Annotated in this window: 25 protein-coding genes and 1 pseudogene; 8 read left to right on the forward strand and 18 right to left on the reverse strand. The window is 47.2% G+C overall.

Translation table 11 applies throughout. The features are described 5' to 3' along the window. Positions 1-6: 6 nt before the first annotated feature. The 4 genes from ACR1R9_RS17175 to hemE all read right to left on the reverse strand — a co-directional run bounded on the left by ACR1R9_RS17175 (position 7) and on the right by hemE (position 5,037). Positions 7-1,416: a CapA family protein gene (locus tag ACR1R9_RS17175; protein ID WP_433923123.1), complete on the reverse strand. Its 1,410-nt coding sequence runs from the start codon at positions 1,414-1,416 to the stop codon at positions 7-9. A gap of 189 nt (positions 1,417-1,605) precedes the next feature. Beyond that, positions 1,606-3,030, reverse strand: a complete 1,425-nt coding sequence (hemY, locus tag ACR1R9_RS17180; protein WP_076292058.1) for a protoporphyrinogen oxidase — start codon at positions 3,028-3,030, stop codon at positions 1,606-1,608. Then, entirely contained in the window at positions 3,030-3,980 is a 951-nt protein-coding gene (gene hemH / locus ACR1R9_RS17185; RefSeq protein ID WP_076292059.1) for a ferrochelatase, read from the reverse strand. Before hemH ends, hemY begins: the two co-directional genes overlap by 1 nt. Further along, on the reverse strand, positions 3,973-5,037 hold the full coding sequence (hemE, locus tag ACR1R9_RS17190) for a uroporphyrinogen decarboxylase (protein WP_063564891.1): 1,065 nt from the start codon (positions 5,035-5,037) through the stop codon (positions 3,973-3,975). Before hemE ends, hemH begins: the two co-directional genes overlap by 8 nt. Positions 5,038-5,241: 204 nt before the next feature. Here hemE and ACR1R9_RS17195 point away from each other — a divergent pair, with 204 nt between their 5' ends. Beyond that, positions 5,242-6,453 (forward strand): MFS transporter, encoded by a 1,212-nt coding sequence (locus ACR1R9_RS17195; RefSeq protein ID WP_076292060.1) that lies wholly within the window; start codon positions 5,242-5,244, stop codon positions 6,451-6,453. Between the two features lie 117 nt (positions 6,454-6,570). Here the strand turns inward: ACR1R9_RS17195 and ACR1R9_RS17200 are convergent, their stop codons facing one another. Beyond that, on the reverse strand, positions 6,571-7,785 hold the full coding sequence (locus ACR1R9_RS17200) for a cytochrome P450 (protein ID WP_433923122.1): 1,215 nt from the start codon (positions 7,783-7,785) through the stop codon (positions 6,571-6,573). 506 nt (positions 7,786-8,291) lie between these two features. On the opposite strand from ACR1R9_RS17200, the gene ACR1R9_RS17205 reads away from it, so the two are divergent. After that, a complete protein-coding gene (locus ACR1R9_RS17205) occupies positions 8,292-9,503 on the forward strand; it encodes an asparaginase (RefSeq protein WP_175381622.1) in 1,212 nt (403 codons plus the stop codon). 244 nt (positions 9,504-9,747) lie between these two features. On the opposite strand, the gene ACR1R9_RS17210 is transcribed toward ACR1R9_RS17205, so the two are convergent. Continuing rightward, the gene (locus ACR1R9_RS17210) at positions 9,748-10,380 is read right to left on the reverse strand and encodes an O-methyltransferase (RefSeq protein WP_099853576.1); all 633 of its coding nucleotides are present in this window, start codon (positions 10,378-10,380) and stop codon (positions 9,748-9,750) included. Positions 10,381-10,621: 241 nt separating this feature from the next. Here ACR1R9_RS17210 and ACR1R9_RS17215 point away from each other — a divergent pair, with 241 nt between their 5' ends. The 4 genes from ACR1R9_RS17215 (at position 10,622) to ACR1R9_RS17230 (ending at position 15,390) form a co-directional block, all read left to right on the forward strand. Then, positions 10,622-11,773: a THUMP domain-containing class I SAM-dependent RNA methyltransferase gene (locus tag ACR1R9_RS17215; RefSeq protein WP_076292064.1), complete on the forward strand. Its 1,152-nt coding sequence runs from the start codon at positions 10,622-10,624 to the stop codon at positions 11,771-11,773. A gap of 213 nt (positions 11,774-11,986) precedes the next feature. Beyond that, entirely contained in the window at positions 11,987-13,984 is a 1,998-nt protein-coding gene (locus ACR1R9_RS17220) for an LTA synthase family protein (RefSeq protein ID WP_433923121.1), read from the forward strand. An 89-nt stretch (positions 13,985-14,073) separates the two neighbouring features. Next, positions 14,074-14,499: a cytidine deaminase gene (locus ACR1R9_RS17225; RefSeq protein ID WP_076292066.1), complete on the forward strand. Its 426-nt coding sequence runs from the start codon at positions 14,074-14,076 to the stop codon at positions 14,497-14,499. A gap of 156 nt (positions 14,500-14,655) precedes the next feature. After that, positions 14,656-15,390: a DsbA family oxidoreductase gene (locus tag ACR1R9_RS17230; RefSeq protein WP_433923120.1), complete on the forward strand. Its 735-nt coding sequence runs from the start codon at positions 14,656-14,658 to the stop codon at positions 15,388-15,390. Positions 15,391-15,536: 146 nt separating this feature from the next. On the opposite strand, the gene ACR1R9_RS17235 is transcribed toward ACR1R9_RS17230, so the two are convergent. Continuing rightward, complete coding sequence (locus tag ACR1R9_RS17235; RefSeq protein WP_433923119.1) at positions 15,537-16,367, reverse strand: aldo/keto reductase; 831 nt, start codon at positions 16,365-16,367, stop codon at positions 15,537-15,539. A gap of 173 nt (positions 16,368-16,540) precedes the next feature. Then, positions 16,541-16,822, reverse strand: coding sequence for a hypothetical protein (locus tag ACR1R9_RS17240; protein WP_076292069.1), 282 nt, complete (start codon positions 16,820-16,822; stop codon positions 16,541-16,543). A gap of 204 nt (positions 16,823-17,026) precedes the next feature. Here ACR1R9_RS17240 and ACR1R9_RS17245 point away from each other — a divergent pair, with 204 nt between their 5' ends. Then, entirely contained in the window at positions 17,027-17,425 is a 399-nt protein-coding gene (locus ACR1R9_RS17245) for a hypothetical protein (RefSeq protein ID WP_433923118.1), read from the forward strand. Between the two features lie 93 nt (positions 17,426-17,518). On the opposite strand, the gene ACR1R9_RS17250 is transcribed toward ACR1R9_RS17245, so the two are convergent. The 6 genes from ACR1R9_RS17250 to ACR1R9_RS17275 all read right to left on the reverse strand — a co-directional run bounded on the left by ACR1R9_RS17250 (position 17,519) and on the right by ACR1R9_RS17275 (position 21,570). Further along, positions 17,519-17,740 (reverse strand): DUF1450 domain-containing protein, encoded by a 222-nt coding sequence (locus tag ACR1R9_RS17250; RefSeq protein WP_024629198.1) that lies wholly within the window; start codon positions 17,738-17,740, stop codon positions 17,519-17,521. A 21-nt stretch (positions 17,741-17,761) separates the two neighbouring features. Further along, a complete protein-coding gene (locus ACR1R9_RS17255; RefSeq protein ID WP_063564902.1) occupies positions 17,762-18,064 on the reverse strand; it encodes a hypothetical protein in 303 nt (100 codons plus the stop codon). Positions 18,065-18,208: 144 nt separating this feature from the next. Then, on the reverse strand, positions 18,209-18,466 hold the full coding sequence (locus ACR1R9_RS17260; RefSeq protein ID WP_433923117.1) for a hypothetical protein: 258 nt from the start codon (positions 18,464-18,466) through the stop codon (positions 18,209-18,211). Between the two features lie 230 nt (positions 18,467-18,696). Beyond that, positions 18,697-19,911 (reverse strand): M14 family metallopeptidase, encoded by a 1,215-nt coding sequence (locus ACR1R9_RS17265; RefSeq protein WP_433923116.1) that lies wholly within the window; start codon positions 19,909-19,911, stop codon positions 18,697-18,699. 236 nt (positions 19,912-20,147) lie between these two features. Beyond that, complete coding sequence (gene racE, locus ACR1R9_RS17270) at positions 20,148-20,957, reverse strand: glutamate racemase (protein ID WP_076292102.1); 810 nt, start codon at positions 20,955-20,957, stop codon at positions 20,148-20,150. Positions 20,958-21,183: 226 nt separating this feature from the next. Further along, positions 21,184-21,570, reverse strand: coding sequence for a YtxH domain-containing protein (locus tag ACR1R9_RS17275; protein WP_076292071.1), 387 nt, complete (start codon positions 21,568-21,570; stop codon positions 21,184-21,186). Positions 21,571-21,594: 24 nt separating this feature from the next. Between ACR1R9_RS17275 and ACR1R9_RS17280 the strand changes: the two genes are divergently transcribed. Continuing rightward, positions 21,595-21,741, forward strand: a complete 147-nt coding sequence (locus ACR1R9_RS17280; protein ID WP_433923115.1) for a hypothetical protein — start codon at positions 21,595-21,597, stop codon at positions 21,739-21,741. Positions 21,742-21,758: 17 nt separating this feature from the next. On the opposite strand, the gene ACR1R9_RS17285 is transcribed toward ACR1R9_RS17280, so the two are convergent. The 4 genes and pseudogenes from ACR1R9_RS17285 to ACR1R9_RS17300 all read right to left on the reverse strand — a co-directional run. Next, positions 21,759-22,664 (reverse strand): DUF4261 domain-containing protein, encoded by a 906-nt coding sequence (locus ACR1R9_RS17285; protein ID WP_326067261.1) that lies wholly within the window; start codon positions 22,662-22,664, stop codon positions 21,759-21,761. Between the two features lie 11 nt (positions 22,665-22,675). After that, positions 22,676-23,137, reverse strand: a complete 462-nt coding sequence (locus ACR1R9_RS17290; protein ID WP_076292073.1) for a DUF86 domain-containing protein — start codon at positions 23,135-23,137, stop codon at positions 22,676-22,678. Positions 23,138-23,308: 171 nt separating this feature from the next. After that, positions 23,309-23,596, reverse strand: a complete 288-nt coding sequence (locus ACR1R9_RS17295; RefSeq protein ID WP_063564906.1) for a Dabb family protein — start codon at positions 23,594-23,596, stop codon at positions 23,309-23,311. Positions 23,597-23,880: 284 nt separating this feature from the next. Next, positions 23,881-24,273, reverse strand: a pseudogene (locus ACR1R9_RS17300) (phage holin family protein); the annotation flags it as partial. Between the last annotated feature and the right edge of the window lie 37 nt (positions 24,274-24,310).

Raw genomic sequence — 24,310 nt, forward strand, 5'->3', positions numbered from 1 at the left:
CGAACCTTAATTTACCGATGCGAATCCGTTCGCATCAAAACGAATACCTGGCGAGAGCTGGGTCATCTGCTCCAGCAGAGGTTTGTTGGCTTGGTCCACCATAGGAATGGCCTGACCCAACCCTGCCTCATAAGGGATAACCTTCATGCTGCATTTGGCATCCTTACTACAGCTCGCCTGAAAAACTGCTGTTTTCCACGTTTCCTCTGTTGTTGATTTCGAGAAAATAAAGTTGCCTGTACTATATGCAATCCATTTGCCCTTGTAGTACTCCACACCTTGCAAGACATGGGGATGCCCACCTATAACCAGGTCAGCACCTGCATCTACAAATTCATGAGCCAGTCGGGTCTGATCATTATTCGGAGTGCTGACCCGTTCTTCTCCCCAGTGTGCAACAACGATGACCAGATCAGCCTTTTGGCGGGCTTCCTGAATTGCTTTTACAGCTCCAGTAGAATCGTAGGTCTCGGCAACACCTGCCCGATTCCCTTCCGCTTTCCAGCTTGTTTCAGGCACAACCCGACTGAATCCAAGCAGTGCAATCTTCATGCCTTTGCGCTCCAGATAAGCTGGTGCATAAGCCTCATCCCTGTTCATACCCGCTCCTGTGTGCGCTATACCGTATTGCTCAAGGTAAGTTAACGTATCAACCAGACCTTCTACACCTTGATCCAGAATATGATTGTTGGCGAGATTCACGGCGTCAAAACCTGCTGAAGCCATCGCTTCGAGCGCTTTTGGCGAAGACTTGTATACATAGGTTTTGTTTGCTGCACCAGTTCCACCAAGGGTTACGGGGGTTTCGAGGTTTCCAATGGTCAGATCATCTTCCTTGAACAAGTTGCCGAGCTTTGCAAAGGGATAGTCATAACCATTCTTATCCAACAATTCAGCCACTTTGCCCGAAAACTGGATATCCCCAACAAAGTTAATGGTTACATCGTTTGCCGAAGTAGATGGCTGTGTCGTCTCAGTTCCTGTACCTTCACTCCCCTTGGAGCCGGAAGAAGCAGAAGTATCCGTCGTTTTTTTCGTTCCCGTATCTGTCTTTCCATTTGCCTTGGAGTCTGCAGCATCAGGCTTTTTCTCACCAGACTTACCGCCGGAATTTTCAGTTACCTGTTCAGTAGAACCCTCCGACCCCTCATCCGAAGTATTACCTGCCTCCGTGTCAGTATCAGGTAAACTTACCTGCTCACCGCCTTGAGGGCTCTCTTCATTCACAGATTCCTGATTCACAACCGTTTCTTTTACTTCCGGATCCGCCTGCTGTTCCTTCATTCCAACTGCATAATAGAGGCAGACAAGTCCGATAGCCACAATCAATACCAAATTAATGATCCAGACCATACGTTTGCGGGCACGTTTTACTTTTTTCTTTTGTACACTTCGTTTTGATCTTGGGGGATACATAGGCAACTCCTCTTCTTGTTCACAGCAATCCTTATCATATTATATCAGGCATATTCTGGATTTCCATCATTCCTTGGAAGTGCGAACATTGAAAGAATTCATCTCTCTCCCCTTTTCGCTTTATGGTGCAAAAAAAAGGCCGTCTCCCCTGTAGAAAAACTCTACGATCGAGACAGCCATGTACGTTAATTATTTTGCAGCAATGAGTTGCGTAGCTTGCACTGACATTTCTTTCGCCTGTCTGATACAGTCAGGCAAGCCTACCCCTTCATAACCAGCACCCGCAATGTATACCCCCGGCAATTTGCTGCCAAGTTCCTCCCGGAGTGCTGCAATCTGCTGCAGGTGACCTACTGGATACTGCGGCATGGATTTGCGAAGCCGAGTAATTTCCGAGAAGATCGGAACGGCCTCTACGCCCATTGTTTCGCGCAAATCCTTGAGTACTAGATCTGTCAGTGCATCATCCGGAAGTTCCACATTCTGTTCGTCTCCGGAACGGCCAACATAACAACGAAGCAGTACTTTGTCATCCGGGCTGGTGTGCAGCCACTTAGTTGATGTCCAAGTACATGCTGTAATATTGCGGCCTTCCTTACGCGGAACGAGGAAACCAGACCCATCAAATACATGTTCAATATCCTTTTTCTCAAAAGCCAGCACCACATTCGCTACCGATACGTAATTAATTGCATCCAGAGCAGCTGTATCCACATGTGGTTGCAGCAGTTCAGATGCAACATACGTAGGCACGGTAATGACTACATCATCTGCTTCAAGACGCTCTCCGTTATCCAGTTGAATGCTATACCTGGCCGAATCTCCAGTCTGAACCTCCAGAGATTTCACGGAAGTGTTCAGCCGTTGATCCACGTCCTGCAACTCATGTACAAGCGCATGAACCAGGCTCTGCAAGCCCTGACGGAAGTTCAGAAAAGCACTTTTCTTCGTTCCCGTATGGGTCTCTGTCGGTTTGCGGCCAGTCATCATTCCTCGGATCAAACTACCATAATCCCGCTCCACTTCACCGAATTGCGGAAAGGTTGCCTGAAGACTCAATCGCCGCATATCACCAGCATAGATGCCTGCGAGCAACGGTTCAGTCAGGTTTTCCAGCACTTCCGCTCCAAGGCGGCGCTCAATCATATAACCAAGCGATTCATCCTCCGTTGTACGACGGGGAGGGATGACAAAATCCATTAATGCGCGCAGCTTGCCTGCCGGAGATACAAGACCACTTCTCAGAAAAGGTCTCAACTCCGTCGGAATACCGAGAATGAGTCCTGCCGGCATAGGATGCAGCTTGCCACGCTGCATGATGTACGTTTTCTTGGATTCCGGATTTTGACTGACCAGTTCATGGTCAATTTCCAGCTCTTTAGCCAAATCAATCATCGCCGTTTTGCGGGCAAGGAAAGAATCTGGGCCCTTCTCAATGACGAACCCATCCCGGTGTAGCGTTTCAATCATGCCACCCATGGAAGAACTCTTCTCAACCAAGGTAATGACAGGTTCAACCCCTGCTTCCCGGTAATGCTTCCGAATATAAAATGCCGCGCTTAGGCCGGTCAGACCTCCGCCGACAACAACGACACGACGTTTATGGTCTTCCATTACTCATCCGTTCCTTGCTGCCACTGGTTAATAATGACGTCACTTAACGTTTCCATGTAAAGTGGGTCACTATTAAGAGAATCGATACGCATAAGGCGCATGTCGATCTCTTTGGCAATCGCTTTAGCTTCAATATCAAGATCATAGAGCACTTCCAGATGATCCGATACGAATCCAATCGGTGCTACAAGCACATCTTCCACCTGTTCACGAGCAAGATCCTGAAGCGTGTCCAGAATATCAGGGCCCAGCCACGGCTCCGCCGTCCGTCCCGCACTTTGCCACGTGAACTGCCAGTTCGTAATACCTAAACGGGAAGCAATGACTTCCGAAGTCTCCATCAGTTGCTGCGGATATGGATCACCGATATCTACAATTCGTGCAGGCAGACTGTGTGCACTGAACAGCACTCGCACATCCCCGCGTTTAGCTCCCGCTTCCTCGAAAGCATCCAATTTGGCACTAACACGTGTGGAGAGAGCCTGAATCAACTTCGGATGCAGGTGATAACTCTCAATGAAGGACATCTGAATACCCAGTTCTTCCGCTTTCTCACGAGCACGCTTAATGTAGCTCCCTACACTCATCGTGGAGAAATGTGGTGCCAGCACGATGCCTATTGCAGTCTGAATTCCATCCTTCGCCATCTGTTCCACGCCATCCTCAATGAACGGATACGCATGCTTCAACCCTTGATAACAACGGAATTCAACCTCATTGGAACGGTCATCCTTGTTTAACGTCTCCTGGAGAGCCTTAACCTGATTATCCGTGTTTTCCCGAAGTGGGAATACCCCCCCAACGATCGCTTCATAACGGTCGGTCAATTCTTTCAGTTGTTCCGGTTCAGGCGGACGTCCTCTCCGGATATGTGTGTAATACGCTTCAATACTTTCCATATTCTCAGGTGTGCCATACGACATCACCAGTACACCTACTGTATTAGTCATTAGTAACCGTCACCCCAGTCTTCAGTGCTTCAGCTGAATATTCATGAATATACGCCGTGAGTTCTCTTAATTTATCCAAAGATGCTTCAGGAAATAGTCCGTGCCCCAGATTGAAAATATACCCCGGCTCCTTGATACCTTCGTCAATAATCAATTTGGCATGCTGCTTGATCAGATCCATCGGAGCTGTCAGCACATAAGGGTCCAAGTTGCCTTGTACAGCAAATTTTCCGCCCAGTCGTTTACGCCCCTCGGAGATTGATACTCTCCAATCCAGCCCAATCACATCAGCTTGCAGATCGTGCAATGTTGGCAGCAATTCACCAGAAGCCACACCCGGGAAATAAATTTTCGGTACATTCAAATCCGATAATTCGGTAAAGATACGAGTAATCGTCGGCAACACATACGTTCTAAAGTCGTTTGGCGAAAGCGCGCCAACCCAGCTGTCGAACAGTTGGAATGCCTTACCGCCGTTCGCAATGTGTGCACGGACATATGTAATCACCATATCGCCCAGTTTTTGCATTAATTTATGCCACACTTCAGGTTCACTGTACATCATCGTTTTGGTCCGTATGTACCCTTTGGAAGGTCGGCCTTCAATCAAATAACTGGCAATGGTAAAAGGTGCACCGGCAAACGTAATCAGAGGTACATCCAGTTCCTTGTCCAGAATTCGAATCGTCTCCAAAATATGAGACAGATCTCCTTCAACATCAATGGGACGCAAACGATCCACATCTGCCGCCGTGCGGATTGGATTGTCTATGACAGGTCCAATATTTTTAACAATATCAAAATCTATACCGAGGGAAGCAACCGGATTCATAATATCGGAATACAAAATAGCCGCATCCACACCAAGTTTACGTACCGGCATGAGTGTAACTTCAGCTGCTAGCTCAGGTTGACGGCAAATTTCGAGCAAAGAATACTTTTCCTTAATCTTGCGATATTCGGGATCATAACGCCCAGCCTGACGCATGTACCACACGGGAACACGGTCCACCTGCTGTTTGAAGCTGGCCTGAATCAGACGATCATTATAGCTCATGTAAGAAGCCTCCAATAGTTTTTGGACTCATAAATAACATTATGCCCTTTTTAAAGAGCGGTAACAACCACGTGTCGATCTGTTCCGATGACAATACTATGACATTCCTTACATCCCCTCATCCATATGCAAATTATGTTATAATGAAAGAATCGTGTTTTTTTGAAACGTTGCAGAAACGATCGGAAAGGAAGTGAAAGCACTTTGAAAACGTGGAAAGTAAACCTCATTGTGCTTTGGTTTGGACAATTTCTGGTCAACTCGGGAATGACCATGATCACCCCGTTTTTGTCCCTTTATCTCGCCAGGGATCTTGGCGTGGTTGGTGAGCATGAAATTGGCATATGGGCGGGATTTATATTTGCTGCCAACTTCCTCACCTCATTTTTGTTCCAGCCCTTGTGGGGCAAATTGTCTGACAAGTACGGACGGAAAATTATGTTGCTGCGTTCCGGATTCGGGATGGCGATTGTTATTGCCTTGATGGGTTTTGCACAGAACCCATGGCAGCTCCTTTTATTACGACTGCTCAACGGTACGATCTCCGGCTTCAACCCGGCAGCAGTTGCATTGATCTCGGGTACAACGCCGAAAGATCGCATGGGTTTTGCCATGGGCATCAGCCAATCCGGCCAAGTGGCCGGTACGATTCTGGGTCCGCTGATCGGCGGTTTGCTTGCTGATGCAGTGGGCTTCCGCCCTATCTTCTATATTACTGGCGGACTGATCTTTGCGGCTTCAATGCTCGCCATGTTCCTGGTCAGAGAGAAGTTTGACCGCAAGGAAGCGGCCAAACTGCCGGAACAATCCGTATTGTCCGGTCTGAAGGAACTGAACAAGTCTCCCCAGTTACCTGCGCTATTTGCTGTAACATTCCTATTGCAATTTGCCATGATCAGCCCGATGTCACTCTTGCCGCTATATGTACAGAAGTTACACGGTTCGGATGTCAACGTCGCCTTCTGGGCAGGACTTGTCGGCGCAGTCACGGGACTATCCAACATGGCCATGTCCCCAATTCTCGGGAAGCTCAGTGACAGGGTAGGTTCACACAAGGTACTTACATTCTCTCTTATAGGAACAGGGCTCATGCTTATACCGCAAGCTTTCGTGCAGACGGTATGGCAGCTCATCATCGTCCGTTTCATGATGGGTGTGTTCATGGGTGGCCTGCTTCCGAGTGTCAACGCGCTCATTCGCTCCTATACGCCAGACAGCATGATTAGCCGGGCGTTCAGCTTTAATACGAGCACACTCGCATTGGGTAACATGCTTGGAGCCGTAATCGGCGGCTTTATGGCCGGGTTCATCGGCATCGAAGGACTGTTCATCGTCTCTGGTGGGCTGCTGCTGCTCAACATGGTATGGGTAAGATTCAAGCTGTACAAAAAGCCCCCTCTGATCAGAGAATCGTGACGCTTGGATTCAAATGATATTTTGTTCTTAAGAAAAAGCCGCTTTCAGCGCCTTATCAGGCATGAAAGCGGCTTTTCACATTCATTTGCTCAAACCTCAACATGGATCCATTGTGTGTCAGATGGCTTTTGAATTGATTGAGCTTGTGAATTGAATCGGATATTCTTTAACGCCAAATACAAAAGCACTTTGAATCGGCTGCAAAACCGTTTCCGGCACAAGCTGAATGTCTTCCATTTGGCGAAGCATCGTCTGAAGTACAACCCTCGCCTCAAGTCGTGCAAGCGGCGCACCGAGACAGAAGTGAATACCAAATCCAAAACCCATATGTCTGTTCGGCTTGCGGTCAGGCACGAATTTCTCTGCCTGATCGAATTGAGCGCTGTCCCGGTTTGCCGATCCTACCCAGGATATCACCTGTTCCCCCGCCTGAATCGTTTGTCCGTTCAATTCTACGTTTTCTTTGGCAATACGCCCAATAGCCACAATTGGCGGATAATATCGCAACGTTTCTTCTACCGCAGTCGGGATAAGTTCAGGATGTTCTCGCAGCTGCTGCTGAAGCTCAGGCTGCTCTGACAGAATACGAACGGCATTGGTAATTAGATTGGTTGTAGTTTCATTACCGGCAGCAAGTAACAAGATGCAAAATCCGACCACTTCCCTTGCTGTTAGCTTCTCCCCTTCAATCTCCGCCGCAAGCAGTAAAGAGATCAGATCCTCCTCTGGTCTCTGACGTCTTTCTTCGATAATGGTCGTGAAGTAGCTCGCCAGTTCCTGCTGGTTCCGTTTCTTTTCTTCCATCAATTCCTGGAAAGCTTCATCACTGACATCCCGCGCACCCTTCACAAGTGCATCAGACCAGTCTTTAAACTTTTGGCGATCTGAAGCAGGGACGCCAATCAATTCGGCAATCACGATAACCGGAAGTGGAGTAGCAAGATCATCGATAAGACGCATATGGCCTTCTGAAAAGTGCGGAGTCAATAATTCATCAGCGATTTCCTGAATACGCGGAGCTAATGCTTCGATCGCTCTAGGTGTGAACGCCTGATTAACCAGATCCCGCAGTTGTTTGTGCTTCGGCGGATCTGTAGTAAGCATGCTGGCGTTGGCACGATCACGTTCAGAAGAGAACAGTTTAGGGTTTTTCAACACATATTGCACATCTTCATATCGGAAAACATCCCAGCATTCTCGATGGTTGTCATAGCGGACTGGAGTATTTTCACGAAGTTCAGCGTACACCTGGAAGGGAAGTAATTGGTGCTCCACCACCTCCAGCTCCCGGATCGGAATGTAATTGGCATACTTTCTGGGTGCTCGGTTCATCGTTTCTCCTCCAATCAATGATATATATTTATTTACATATTGAAATCACCATATATTATAGACTCAACACTGCGGGCATACAAATATTTGGCAATAATTGAGCCTCTTTTCCTAGACCGTATTACAAAAATCGTTAAGACTTGCTAACTTACACCCCTATTATTCGTTTTGGATAAGATCACTTCTGCTATGGACGATCCTGCAACACTTTCCCCAAAATCCCCTTCTACATCTACCAGGCCCAAAGACTCATGTGTAATAAAATATGACACAAAAATCATTTATCATGATTTCATATTCCTCTTTCTCTTTTTTATCTTCTTACATTTATCCATAAAACCTTATAAACACGCTATATACTCTACATTTCTATCAATGTAACCGATTACTCTAGCTTTATCTTTAATTGTCATATTATTTAACATGAAATACAATCAATTTGAATTCATATACATATCATCATCAACAAACATCACACGAAACTAACCTGAAGGAGAGTGCTATTCATGAAAAAAACTTCAAATCTTCGTCCTTGGGCTGTATGGAGCACAGCCGCTTTGACAGCTCTGACCATTTCCCTGTCCCCCATCGGGACCTATGCGGCTCACGCGGCTACGGTAGAAGTGAGCGGTACAACTAGTGCGGTTCAGACTGCATCATCCACGCCGGCTCGCAATACGGCCATCCCTGCTCTATCAGATTCGTCCAAACAATCCGCACTACCTAACGTTCTGGTCATTGGAACGGGTGGTACGATTGCTGGTCAATCCGAGGATGCAACCAGCTTCCAGAACTATAAAGCTGGTACACTCCCGATTGGAGAAATGGTCGACGCCTTACCGGACAAACAGAAGATTGCAGATGTTAGCACACTCCAATTTGGAAATTCAGGTTCAGGTTCTTATACCATGGCTGATCTCTATGACTTATCTCAGACGGTAGATAAGGCTCTGGCTCAGTATGACAGCGTTGTAGTTACCACTGGTACAGATACCATGGAGGAAATCGCCTACTTCCTTGACATGACCGTACAAAGTGACAAACCCGTCGTCATTACAGGGTCCATGCGCCCTTGGACAGTTATCGGCTCAGATGCACAAGCCAATCTATACAACGCCATCAAGCTCGCAGGCAGCGGGCGCACCACTTCATTTGGAACCGTGCTGATGTTGAACGATACCATTCAATTGGCACGCGGCGTGACCAAAACGAATGATTATCGAACAGACACGTTCGAAACCCCGATGCTTGGTGCAGTAGGTTATATTGATGAAGAAAACATTCGAATTTACCGTGCTCCTGCACGCGCCTTGAAGCCTGAAGGTACATTGAAACCGGCATTCGACCTGAGCAAAATCACGAAGGCAGATCTCGCCAAGGTGGAAATTGCGATTTCCTATCAGGAAGCTGGCGGCGAGGCTATTGAAGGATTTGTGAAAGGCGGCGCCAAGGGAATCGTAACGTCCGGCACAGGAGCAGGCGGTATCTCCAGAGCGATGGGACAAGCACGTACCCAAGCGGTGGAGGATGGCGTAATTTTCGTAACGACCACTCGGACAGGTTCAGGCAGTGTATATGGCGGAGGGAAAGGCGTTATCGCCGGTGACAACCTCAGTCCTCAGCAAGCACGTATTTTGTTGATGCTCGGACTGTCGTTCAGCGATGATTTTGACACGATCAAAAAATGGTTCGAGACTTACGGAACGCCGGAAGTTTAATAAGGCTCTCATCACTTTATATCTTTAAAGAAAACAAGAGACGATCCACTCCCTGTCTCAGGGTTGTGATCGTCTCTTGTATTTTGTGTAATTGCCCCTCCATCTCCTGCATTTAAGATTTAGGTGCAACACGGATTTCGTTTCATCTATATACTGAGTTATTTATTTCATTGGATGATTCCAAAACAGAAATAACCGCTTGAATGTCGATCCATCCGAAGTTTTCTCCTGTAAGCTGATATGCTTACTTCACCCAGGCCAGAGCCAGACCATCATAATCCGGAAGCATCGTCGTTACGAGCCGCGGGTCACTGGCCATCTGTTCGTTGAAGCGCCGAACCGCGAGGACAGCCGGACCCTGCTTGTCTGGATTCAGCGTACGGCCGCGCAGGAAACAGTTATCTCCCACAATGACCGCCCCAGGCCGCGCGAGCTTAATGGCGTAATCGAGGTATACGGGATAATTCTCCTTGTCTGCATCAATGAAGAAGAAATCGAAGGTACGTCCTTCCTGCGCCAACTGCTCTAAACTGTCGGCTGCGGGGCCAATTCGATATTCGACTTTATCCCCAAAACCTCCTTCCTCCAGATGACCACGTGCCATCGCTGCGTATTCCTCTTTCAGTTCCAGCGAAGTCAGGGTTCCCCCGTCACTTAAACCACGAGCAAGACAGATACCGCTGTATCCGCCCAGTACACCGATTTCGAGTACAGCCTCCGCTTTCGATGTCTTCGCGAGAAAAGTGAGCAAACGGCCATAGGCTGCTGCCACCGAAACTTCCGGCATGCCGTTCGATCGGATGGCTTCTTTTACCTTTAACAAGAGATCATCCTCTTGAAATAATTGATTTACATATTCATCAGGGGTCAGATTCACCGCTAAAATCCTCCTTGGACACTTGGACTGCTTTCCATATGGATGCCAATGTTCTATAATAAATGTTTGTTGTCAAACACAGGCGGTTGAACTGCTGCATCGACTCGAAAGATAAATGCATTAGCTCACCGCATTTCTCATTGTAAGTTTTTTCACGGAAAGCGGCAAGGCCGCACCGTCACTATACAGCTGAGAGAAGGATATTCCTTCTCCAGCTTGAAATGGAGTTGAAATGAATCACATGGCTCAATTGCAATTGATTGCGACCTCGGCGATGGGACTCGAGGCTGTTGTCGCCCGGGAACTGAAGCAGCTGGGGTATGAGGATGTTACGATCGACAACGGCCGGGTTTTCTTCACTGGAGATTATATTGATATTTGCCGGTGTAATCTATGGCTGAGAAGTTCTGATCGGGTGTTGATCAAAATGGGTGAATTCCCGGCGACAACTTTCGATGAATTATTTGAAGGTACCAAAGCATTACCTTGGGAGGAATGGATTCCAGCCGATGGCGAATTTCCGGTAGAAGGTCGCTCCCACAAGTCTCAGCTAAGCAGCGTGCCTGCATCACAAGGGATCGTGAAGAAAGCAATCGTAGAGAAACTGAAGCTGACTTATGACACTGAGTGGTTCCCAGAGGATGGGTCTCGTTATGTGATTGAGGTCATTCTGCTGAACGATCGCGCTCTGCTTACTTTAGATACGACGGGACCAGGTCTGCATAAACGGGGTTATCGTAAACTCGTAACCGAAGCACCACTCAAAGAAACGCTTGCTGCGGCACTTATTCAGCTCAGTCGCTGGAATGTATCCCGCCCCTTCTATGATCCATGTTGTGGATCAGGCACCATGCTGATTGAAGCCGCCATGATCGGCTGGAACATTGCACCAGGACTGCGTCGTACGTTTAACTCCGAGGACTGGGCTGTCATTCCTGAAGAATTGTGGGAACAGGCGCGCGAAGAAGCATTTGACGCGGTTCGCGACGATATTCCATTGCAAATTTCGGGCAGCGACATCGATCCGGAAGCCATTGAAGTTGCACAGGCAGCAATCAAGAGTGCCGGCTTCGCCAAAGAGATTGAAGTCAGCGTCCTGCCCGCTCATCGTGCAAGACCACAAGGCGAATATGGTGTCATTATTACCAACCCCCCATATGGTGAACGTTTGAGTGAAGAGAAAGAAGTGCAGAAGCTGCTGCGTTCTTTAGGGCGCAGTTACCTCGATTTGCCTACATGGTCCTTTTTTGCCATCACGTCGACCAAATCTTTCGAGGAAGACTTTGGCCACAAGGCAGACAAACGTCGTAAGTTGTTCAATGGACGTATTGAAACCCAATATTATCAGTATTTGGGGCCACTGCCTCCACGCAATAAAACACCACAACAATAATAATATCAGAATGATCAGCGCTCCTGCCTTCCACGGCTGGGGCGTTTTTTTTGTATGTATTGCCGGTGACCTATGATTGATCTTGGTGATATTGTTTCCGCATGAAGTTTTTCTCCCTTGGGCATAGTTGAAAAGCCATGACACCACGCTATAATGGATAAAGTCCTATTTTACATTCCGTTAACAAATCCATTCATCAGGGGGGAGACATATATGTTTGTCACTAAGCCAACACGCAGCCTTACGCCGCGTGGGCTTCTGAATCATCCACTTACGTTATATCTTATTTTTCTTGTACTCATGCTGCTCAAATTAATGTGGCTCCACCACAATCTGCACGCTTACAACATTACAATGGGGCTTCTGGACAAAGTGATTGCCATTGGTTCGCTGCTGCTTCTGTCCTTCTGGACCTGGTGGCTGCCTCGTCGGGGCATGATTATATCACTCGTTATACTCAATCTGCTGCTCACTGCACTGATCTATGCGGATATGGTTTATTATCGCTACTTTCAGGATTTCCTAACAATCCCTGTGCTGATGCAAGCCAGACAGGTCGACGCTTTGGGAGAAAGTATTGCTACGCTTATTTACGCCAGTGATCTGTGGTTCTTCGTCGATTGGCTGGTGATTATCCCCTATGCGGCGATCCTGCTGTTCAGCAAACGTAACCGTCGTGGACGTTTCAGCGCATATTCGAACGGGTTGAACTCTTACTCATCAAATTCCCGCAAATCAAGCATGCGTCGTCGACTCACCGCAGGCAGCATTGCCCTAGTGTTGGGTCTAGGGCTCGCAGTTGGTCCGATTTATTTTTATAGTAAAACCTGGGCAAAAGGGTTGTTTGATAACAACTGGTGGAATGTATCCATGTACAATGTTACCGGACTTCTTGCTTTTCATGGCTATGATCTGTACAACTATGCCAAAGACCAGCTCGGCTCTGGACCGGAGGTCGATCCTGCCGATTTGGAGCAGGCTGAAGCTTATTTCGCCAGCAGACAACAGGCTGATCCACTGAAGGATGCGATGTTTGGCAAGTACAAAGACAGCAATGTGATTATTGTCCAAGGTGAAGCCTTCATGAATTTCATGATTGGTCAGAGCATTGGCGGACAGGAAATTACGCCTCATTTTAACGAGCTGATGAAGGAAAGCCAGTACTACAGTCATTTTTATCATCAGACAGGTCAGGGGCGGACATCGGATGCTGACTTTGGGGCCAATATTTCATTACATCCACTGTCGGTTGGATCCGCGTTTGTCCGTTACGCAGACCACAGTTATGATTCCCTGCCTTCTATCTTGAAGGATCATAGTTATAGTACGAATGTATTTCATGCCTATGAGAGTGGATTTTGGAATCGCTATACGATGTATCAGAATATGAAGTATGACAAATTTTACAGTAAAAATGATTTTGAACAGGATGACCCGCTTGGCTGGTCACTGTCGGATGAGTCCTTTTTCCGCCAATCAGTTGAAAAAATGAGCAGTGAGGTTACAGAGCCATTCTATTCTTTCCTGATTACTCTCAGCAGTCATCATCCATACGCGTTACCCCAAGATAAACAGCAGCTGGATGTGGGCGAATTCAAAGGAACGATGTTTGGCAACTATCTGCAATCTGTTCATTACGTGGATTCTGCGCTCGGCAACATGGTGGAAGACCTGAAAAATCGGGGATTATGGGACAAAACGATCTTCATGTTCTATGGGGATCACGATAATTCTATAAAGGAACAGCCACAATACGAGAAATTTCTCGGGCGTTCACTAACTGATCTGGATATGGAGCAGATTATGAACGAAGTGCCTTTGCTGGTGCATCTGCCTGACGGAGCCGCAGCGGGAACGATTGACGAGCCTGCCGGACAACTGGATGTTACACCTTCAGTACTGCATCTGCTGGGTATTTCAGATCAATCCTACTACCACATGGGCAACGATGTGTACGACGGTTCCTCCCGCATGGTGGTATTGCGCAGTGGTGCATTTACAGATGGCTCCCTGTTCTATATTCCTTCGGATGATTACATCTATGACAGCGGCTCCTGTTACGATCTGTCTACAGGAAACAAAACGGATATTAATGCTTGCCGAGCTGGTCATGATGAAGCAACAAAGCGACTACATGTGTCAGATACGGTTAATACGTTTGACTTAATCTCGCATTTTCGTGAGGAGCAAGCGTCTGATTCCGAATCCTAACAGATATGGGACGGTACGCTGAGGGAACGGTATAAATCAATTATTAAAGCTAACCCGACACTACAATGAAATGGAGCTAGTGCATTACCATGACGTCACATCCAGATCAATTCAATATCGAGCAAAAACTGTTCGATGAAGCTGCAAACTTTGTAAAACATCGCTACCCCCAAGGGTGGGGTGGCGCAGCTGCCGTTTATACTGTAGCTGGCTCGCTGTTAATCAGCGTAGCTCCAGAAGTGATTAATGACGCCACGCACTTATGTATGGAAACAGGAGCCTATCTGGAAGCCCACAAATTAAATGAGCGGGTCACCCACTCGATCTGTGTAGCACGTGACGATGAGCATTCGGAATTCAAGGTCCTCACCCCTTGTGGTGTGTGCCAGGAACGACTGTTTTTCTGGGGAGAAGACGTGAAGGCTGCCGTGTACGATCCAGATGGAGCTTTAATTTACAAGAGGTTGGACGAAATTCAGCCTTACCATTGGACCAAAGCATACCGGGATAAGTAAGAAGTTAAACTACAAGTGTTGTGGCTGCAATCCATTGCATGCTTCAGCACTTCTTTTTTCGAGGCTGGCATTAACCACAAGCTTGCGAATGATGGAAAGTCGCTATATAATTGTAACTGTATTGGTTTCATTTATAGATGATGGAGGTTTTAATGAATGAATATTGAAATATGGTCCGACTTTATGTGTCCTTTCTGTTATATTGGTAAACGTCGTTTGGAGAATGTATTGGCACAATTCCCACACCGCGATGAAGTGAAATTGCAGTTCAAAAGTTTTGAGCTGGATCCAAATGCTGAATTGAACAGTGGCAAAACCAACGCGGAATATCTGGCTGCCAAATACAATATGAGTGTGGAGCAGGCACGCGGCATGAATGCCCAAATGAATGCCAATGCTCGTACAGCTGGACTGGAATACAACATTGATGAAATGATCCCTACCAACTCTTTTTCTGCTCATCGTCTGACGCATTGGGCAGAAACACAAGGAAAAATGCTTGAGCTGAGCGAACGACTATTTCAAGCAATCTTCATTGAAGGCAAACATGTCGGCAATACCGATGTACTGATCGAGTTGGCTGAAGAAGTGGGTCTGGATCGCAATGCCGCAACAGAAGTGTTGTCCAGTAATCAATTCGCAGAACAGGTTCGTGCCGATCAGGCCGAAGGCGAACAGTTAGGCATCCGGGGTGTACCGTTCTTCGTATTTGATCGCAAGTTCGCTGTATCTGGCGCTCAACCGGATGAGGTGTTCCTTGACGCTATCCAGAAAGCATGGGATGAGCGCTCCCCTTTCACCATGGTAGAGTCCAGCACCACTGACGCGGATGGCAGTGGAGTATGCACCGAAGACGGCTGCGAGGTTCCGCAACCGGAACAATCCAAATAACACAAAAGCAGCAGGATCAAGGGTAATCCCCTGAACCTGCTGCTTTTTTTACAATCTACAACTCAAGTTCATTATAAAGTTTTAGTCGTAACCGGAACAACTCCAAGCAGATCATTAAACACTCATTTTGGAATTGAGCTACACACTCAATCCCAAAACAGCTGATCCGGATGTGGTCCCGTCCGTTTATCCGAATCCAGCGCATCAATCAGTTTCAGCTCATCAGGAGTCAATTCAAAATCAAAGATGTCCGCATTCTCGCGAATCCGCTCCGGGGTAACCGATTTCGGAATCGTCACAATCTGGTTCTGGATATCCCAACGCAGAATAACCTGTGCTGGTGTTTTCCCATATTTCTGGGCCAGACTTTTCAAAGCCGATTCCTTGTTCAGTTTACCTCTCATAATGGGGCTCCATGCCTCCAGTTGAATGCCCTGTTCCCCGCAGAAGTCCTGTAACTCCTGTTGAATCAGACCCGGATGCAGTTCCACCTGATTCACCGCGGGTACCGTTCCACCTTCATCTATAATATCGCGCAGATGGTGCACTTCGAAATTACTTACACCAATAGCACGTACACTTCCTTCGCTATATAGACGTTCGAATGCTCTCCACGTCTCTTTATACTGGTCTCTGCCAGGCCAGTGGATTAAATATAGATCAATGACATTCAATCCAAGCGCCTTCTGACTGGCCTCAAAGGCTCTCAAAGTTGAATCAAACCCTTGGTCCTCATTCCACAGCTTGGTTGTCACAAACAGCTCATTACGGGCAATACCGCTGCTCGCAATGGCTTGTCCCACTTCCTCTTCATTTCCATAAACGGACGCCGTATCAATGCTCCGATATCCGACTTCCAATGCAGTCTCCACCGCTTGCTGTAGTTCCTTGCCCTTTGCTCGATAAGTCCCAAATCCCAGCCATGGCATCGTCACGCCGTTGTTCAGAATCGTACAATCTGTAATATGTTTTGTCATTCTGTACCTCCTGTGTGAAATTTGCCTGCTCTTGGTCTATTAACCTTCTCACCAAATTTTAAGCGGCACTTTGCATACAGTTTGGCTGATATCCATTTTGCGGGTCTTTCAAAGGAAACATAAATACCCCGCAAAGCACTGCTGCTCTGCGGGTTCTGGTGTGACAGGAACGCCTATAGATCCCCTTGCCCATTCTGACTCTGGATCGAGTTCAATCTTCTCTTCTCCTCAATGAACATCTCTTCTGCCAGCTCAACGCCCTGACCTCCAAGTGAACGTTCTGCTTGAAGCATAGCCTGCTCGGTATGCGCCAAACGACGTTCTGCCTGTTCAATGGTCTGTTCTGTTGGATGTGACATTGCCTGTGAAACGGCAAAATGAAGTTTGTTCACTGCATTCTGCGCCTGGGATACGGTCGTATCGGCTTGCAAACTGGAATCATAACGCTTCGGCATGAGTATTCCTCCTTGGGATCATGTTCCTGTTACCCCTTTAGGATGGTTGACATCGGCCTTCCTTATTCTTCTTTTGTTGAAACAATAACGAATAGCCTCAATGTTCCCTATGTAAGATTAAAGATGAATATTAATGAAGTGTATAACCTTTTCCGGTCTGACTGCGTTTATTTGATAAGTACTTTTTCACAAGGAGGTGTGTATTTGAAGAACTTTGGGATTGTGTTCATACTGGTACTTTTATTACTGCTCATCAGCGGCTGTACACCTTCGACGTATGAAATAACGGGATATACAGGCTCCTCCATTAATAACGAGATTCCGGTCCCCGTGAATGCAAAGCAGCTAAGCATAACGACACATTCAGACAATCCAAACATTCAAACAGGCATTAAATATGAATTGAAACATATCGGGGGAGAACAGGGATTACATGTACCATCCGATTATTTTGAGAAGTTATCCAAAGCCGGATGGGTTGAGGTGGAAGAAGAGCGTATAGGACATGTTCATTTTCTGAAAAAAAGTGATACTATCATCGCCATAGAGATTCGAGAGGATACCTTTGAGATTTTTGAAATGAGGCAGGACTTTACGTTCTAATTTCGTACAATTCCTCATCAACAACTAAAAAAAGAGAGGCCGCGGCCTCTCTTCCCTGTCGTGGACAAGTTTGCCCACTGCATACCCATACAATTACTTTACGAATTTCGCTACTTTTGCAAGCACTTCTTCTTCTGACGGAGCACTGATGTACCTACCGTTGATGAAGACAAAAGCACGCTTCGCGCAAGGACCGCAATACGATTTGCAACCAATTTTGATCTCCGTATCCGGAGCCATTTTCTCCAACTTGGCTACAATCGATTTTAGTCTGATATGATTACATTTTTCGCATACGCGGATATCGTTAGCCATGAGTTCCCCTTCTTCGCTCCCTTAGTGGTCGCCGTGGTTGCCTTGGGATGGGTTCGTAATAACGAAGCCTTCTTCAGGGAAGTAGAGGTAATCAATTTTAACGCCATCCAGCAAAGGCTGATCATTCTCAAGAATAACGTCGATCTCTTTATCGGTAGATACAACCGTATCATTTTCTTTTGGCGTATCGATATCGAGGCCGTAGTGGGCATGATCTCCATGTGCATGTGTAATCACAACGCGCAGCAATTTACCTTCGTTCTCAGGCTTGTCCAGTTCAAGTTTCAATACTTTCGCGGCATTACGTGTAATTTTGCAGTTCATTTCATTCATCTCCTATATCGTAATTGCTGGTCCCAACAATTTTTCAGTATTTCTAAACTCCAGCATCTATTGTAAAGAAAATTACTGCGCTTCGCAATAACATTGATGCAAAATCGATGTTAAAACCACCCATTTTGTGTCGGATTAAGACGACGCACCCGCTGTAAGCACCGGATATTTGCGCTCCGCACGACTTACAAACCAGTTCATCAGCAACAACGTAACCCCGATATCATCTATAGGCATAAACGGCATCACGTCAGGAAGCACCCAGTAGAGCAGCGCCGGGATGATGAACAGCAGCTTCTCACCCAAAGAGATCTGCGGAGCCCTCAACAGACGCGGCAGCCGTTTGAATACTTGTGTCCATCGTTTGAATGACAGCAGTCTTCTCCACTTCATATGAACCCCTCCGTATGATTAATGCACTGAAATAAAACAGCACATGTTATAGTCACACCCATCATTACCCGTTCCAGAGCGATCCGGAACGAATGATGCAACATGCAGATTAAAAAACGAACGCCGGTAACAGCGCCCGTTCCTGTTATACGAGTGGACAACCCGTAAGTTTCATGTTCCCCCATCCAGATTATGTGAAGTCAGGATTCGAGGATTCCCGATCTTCCCTGTTAGCGCTCTCGATCTGATAATAATTCAGCCAACAGCATGCCAACCTCTACGCAGATGTCATCGAACTGATCCAAGGGCAGCGGGTTGACCCCGAGTCCCACTTCTACCGTGAAGCCAGGCTTCCGAAACTTCTGAATGAACCAGTCTTTGTACCCTGCATCACTTCCACCCAGCTTAACTGCCTTGTATCCTGAAGCCTTTGCCAGTCTGCGAGACAGCGGGGCACTCTCCTTTGGCTCCAAATCTCGGTAGTTCCAATATATTTCTTGTCCCTGGCTGTGCAGCGAAACGACAGCATCAAAAGGATGCTGCTCGGTCCACTGTGCAAGTGCCCATGCCTCCGGTTCCGATAAAGGAGCGGTTCCTGCATAATCTCTTGGCCCTGGGGACGTTATCCCTCTTCTAGCCGCCTCTTCCTCCCAATAAGCCGGGAATTGATCGTTCAGGTCCACTCCCCTGATATTGGACTTCCAATGCGTAAAATGGGAGCGTCCGGCATTCCATTCCAGCAAATCTTCTGCATGGGGATGATCATTGACCACGCCCTCTTGCACCAATTCAACTCCATCCGGGTTGACCATGGGCACAGCCCACAGTGTAGTTTCCTGCATCCAGCGTTCCGTCTGGAATTGATGCCATGGCATATGTGTACTGTAGGCCTTCGCATATTCTTCAATGAACCGCATCAGAACGGCCGTTGTCAGCCACTCATTTGCATGAACAGATGCGTTGACATGAATATGTCTGGGGCCTTGACCCAAACGTAGATAAGGCAAAGCCTTGCCCATGACACTACTGCCAATCGAGCCAATCTCGATAAATGGATACTTCTTTTCGAGCAAACCGATATCACGGCTCATTTCACGATAACCATACTCTCCCTGCAGCTTGACGATAGTTTTTCCATTTGAATCCGGAATATGAATACATCGCCCGCACCAGTCCGGAATGTTCGCTATTTCTGGATTGGCCTCGCGCAATTCTTCTTCATTCAGTCCAAAACGTAATGCAATCACGGCCACTTTCTCCCCAGGCTGTACTGCATACCTGCGCCCCGTCCCCGGCGTAATGCGCAACATCTGTCCTGTCAGTAAATAGGGCTGGGACGCTGCTTCCGGGTTGAGAGCAGCCAGTAACTCCTTCGTCATATGGTTCGCTGCCGCAATACGCGACAAGGTATCTCCCTGATGAACAATAATCCATTGCAGTTCCATGTCGATCTCCTTTCCCTTAGGAAATTGTGTAATCTCCTGTCCTTTTCTCGCTTTTGTCCTTACTGTATGTAATATGTATGCCAATCTGGTTGTCCGTCATGTGACATGAATCGCGTATATCCCTTTAACATAATAAAAACGTGATGATCATCCGGAGTTCTTTTACTTTTTGGATTGAAAAAAATCCCGGAACACTAACTGCTCCGGGATTCTTATAAGCCTAGAAATCAAAAAAGCTATGATAATTGCGTAACCTGCCATACAACTGGCGTTTTGGAGATCTGCTCTCCTAACCATTGGCGGGTAATATTCTGGAACATGCGTGGGTCCCCTGTGCAAAAAAACTGATGGACTGGCGTCTCATTTCCACTGGCCAGCTTTCGTTTATCATACAAAATCGTACTAATTTCCCTCGCCGTTTCATCTGCCGAACTAATCAGCTTCACTTCCTGCCCCATAACCTCCTGGATGGTATCCATGAGAAAAGGATAGTGCGTACAACCCAGAATAAGACAATCAATTGGCTGCTGCTTAATTTCGCCTAAAGATTGCTCCACCGTACTTGTCGTTTGCTCGGAACGGAATTCGCCTTGCTCCACCAGTGGCACAAGTGCCGGACAAGCCTGACTGACCACATCAATATAGGGAGACAACTGTTTGAGTGCAGATGTATACGCACCACTACCAATAGTTCCCACGGTGCCAATGACACCGATGCGTCCTGTGCGTGTCGCTGTGATGGCTGCTCGTGCTCCCGGATGAATAACACCAATGACAGGCACATTCACCTTGGCTCGAATATAATCGAGCGCTGCTGCCGTAGCCGTATTACAGGCGATAACGATAACTTTCGGATCGAACTGGATCAAGAAATCAACGATTTGTTCCGTGAATTGTTTAACTTGTTCGGACGAACGGGGTCCGTACGGTGTCCGGGCAGTATCTCCAAAATAGATGATCTTTTCCCGTGGGAGCTGACGCATCACTTCCTTGGCGACGGTCAATCCCCCTACACCGGAGTCTAATATAGCGATTGCTTGCTGCACGAACACACCGCTTCCTTCTTCATTGATTTGGTTCTGTTAACAAATTGGTTCCCAGAGCTTTCTTTCCTACCGTATGAATTTCCAGGCAAAAAGGTACCTACATCTTACCCGATTTCATCGCAGGGTTCAAACAAAATACCGTATCGTACAACTCCTGTACGACCACGCACAACAAAGCAGGCTCCCCTCCAGATGGAGGAAAGCCCGCTCGCGTTCAAGCTTAGTTTTAGATGTTATCTTTGGAGTCGTCGGCAGGTAGCTTCGCGATGACTTCAATACCTGACTCATTCGCTGCATCTGCATCGATGGAAGAATCGGAATCAGTAATGACGGCGGATACGCGCACTTCTTTACCTTCAGCGCAATTGCGCCAGGATTGGATATCCTGGATAACAACATCTGCCGTCTCTTTTACTTTGGATACGATCTGTGCGCTTTGTTCGCCCACCTTAGTAGCCAGCTCCTGACCTTTCTCACTCACCTGACGTGCACCTTCCGAAATGTCCTGACGCAGCTCACGTCCAGATTTTGGTGCCAGCAGCAGCGCTGTCACCGAACCTACAACTGAACCGATTAATGCTCCCCACAACAAACTTTTGTTAGAATCCTTCACGTCGCATCTCTCCCTTTACCTTAAATGAAGTACCGAATAACCAAGCAACGGACTGTTGCTCGTCAATCCGGGCGAATGCCTACTCTGTTGATGCAGTATAAGCAGCAAGGGCTTGACCTGACACTCGGATACCAAAAAAAAATTCTGGATACCGTCTTTCGCACCTTCTGACGTAATCGAGATATGTCTCAAGTCTGCCGCGCCGGCTCAAGCGGAGCAGCAGCATGTTCATCACCCGGGTCCAGATCAATTACATATCTTCCTGGTGCAATCAATGCAGCCTGATGCTCACAACGCCAGCGTCGTCCACCGGAAGATCCCAGCGTCTGTCCATCTTGTAGAACATCCCCCTGATCAAATATGTAATAGGCGGCACCCAGTAATGTCTGGGCTACCGTATCCGGATCGAGTCCAATGAAATGACACTGTACATCAGGCACGCCAAGTGCTGACAAACCTACCGTGTCCATAACCAGCTGACGCTGTTCCTCTGTGCCTCCAGCCTGATACATGCGCACATTCATCGCAGCGTACAGATGCTCCTCACGTTCCTGTGACAGCACATAGGCTTCCGGTTCAACTAATTTGTCACTGCCGTACCAGTATAACGCCTCACAAGGCAACACTTCCATGACAGCCTGAATCGTCTTTTGGAACAATTCGAGCCGCTGTTTACGCGGCATGGCAGCAGTGAACATATCATGAAGTCGGATGGAATATTGGATCGTATCCATAGCTTGTCCTGCTTCTGGCCAATGCCAGGCTTGCTGCAAAGCCCCTCCAAAGCGGGCGCGATCTACAATTTCAGTAATGGGGAGCATGCAAGTCTGAGCCGGAATGTTACCTTCCTGAAAAGAAACCTTATGGTCCAGATGGTAGAAAACCAGCATCTCAGGTTTATGCTCCTCATTACCCTTCTTCACATCAAGCCGGACTTGTCCGGTATGACGGCTCAGTGCATCCTGCAGACGCCCCTGATCTATAACGGGACGTTCCTGAAATAACAGCTCAATCATATATACCGGATGAAACCCGGAAGGTATGTCATTCGTTTCATTATTTACTTCTCGATCTTCTTTCCATTCGTTCGTCATGCTGCTTCCCCTCATTCCTTGCTCTGTCCCTCGGCCTGTGTAGTCTGGAAAGGTCCGAGTTCTTTTTCCACATAGGTATTGACCTGATGGGAAAAATGTTCAAGCACGCCCGGCAAGTCACTGCTCAGTGGATGCAGTTCAGACCGCTCCCAGCTGTAATAGTCCTGAACGAGCGGCTTGCGCAACGATACGAGGCGACTAAGCACCTCATAGGTTGCATGATCAAAAACCTTCTCTTCGTGGTTAATCTGAATAATATCGTCATAACTGCTCGCATCACGCATGATGAAGCCATCAATGAGATAACTTCCAACATCCGTAACGATTTCAATTGCCAGATGAAGACAACGTTCCTGTACCAGACCCAGCATCAGACTACCATCCCAGGCTTGTGATGCGCGGCGAAGACCTTCAGCCACCTCCGGTACGGCAGCAAGCCGGCGGGCAATCTGTTCTCTGTTTACGTAATACAATATGTTCACTTCCCGTTCAGTGAATTATCGGTTCCTTTTTCCTCTTCGCTTCAGCCAAAATAACATCACAGGACAAGCGATCAGAAACACGACAAAAATATATAAAAATTCCATAACGTCTCTTAAATCGCTCATGCAGAGTCCCCTATCCAAAGTAGAATGAATAACAGATTAGATTTCGTAGTCCACTGCAATCGACTGCTCTCTGACCTCGTTCATATACTTGATGACTTCCTGATGCAGCGGATGCACCTGATATGCTTGAAGATCTTCCAGTGAGGCAAATTCTGCCGTAAGTGAGATGTCAAAAGATCTGTCCGAACGAAGCACGTCAATACCCACTTCAAGCGAGACCAGAACATCAATTTTTCCTTGCAGATTGCGAAGAACATTCGCAGCCGCTTCGATACTTTCAGGAGAACGATCTTTCATTTTAAACAGAACAATATGTTTAATCATCAGACAAGCACCTCATTTAAGTATAATAATTGGTATGAATGAATTTTCTTGTATCCAAAATATATCATAACGTCCTCTATTACGAAAGGATACTTGGAAACGTTCTCTTAAAAGACAACCTAATCGGGGCTGCTTTCATTCGCCTTGGATTTCTCCTGAGACATATTATCCGTCTGTTCAATTTGGTTTGTCTGTTTTTCCGGTACGACTTCTGTTGCTTGTTCTTTTGTCTCCTTATTCTCCACGTTTGGCTGTGGTGGAGGCCATTCCCTGTCAGACAACCCCTCCTGTTTTTTCAGCACCGCTATAGCCTGTCTGAGCTTGTCAGGCAAAGGAAGCCCAATGCGGGCATAATTTTCGGTAATGGATATTAGCTCATTCACCAGATAAAAGTAGATGGCTCCCCCTTTAATGATGTCAGTTCCCATGAGCATGTCAATTCGGTGGGCAAGCAAAATAACCGTCAGCATGAGACCTTTGCGCGCAAGCCCCCAGAATCCAACATTACTATTCAATCCTTTTCCCGTTCTTACTGCCGCAGCGAGACCCGTAATATAATCCACAGCCATTGCAACGGCCAGCAAGCTAAGTAGCTGATCCCATCCACCAAAAGCAAACGTCATGAACGCCCCTGAAATGGCAGCAAAGGTACTCACGGATGGACTCACGTTTCTCACCTCTCCCTCTCATTGATCTCCATACAAGATATGTAAG

This window comes from Paenibacillus taichungensis (assembly GCF_050994985.1).
GTDB lineage: Bacteria > Bacillota > Bacilli > Paenibacillales > Paenibacillaceae > Paenibacillus > Paenibacillus taichungensis.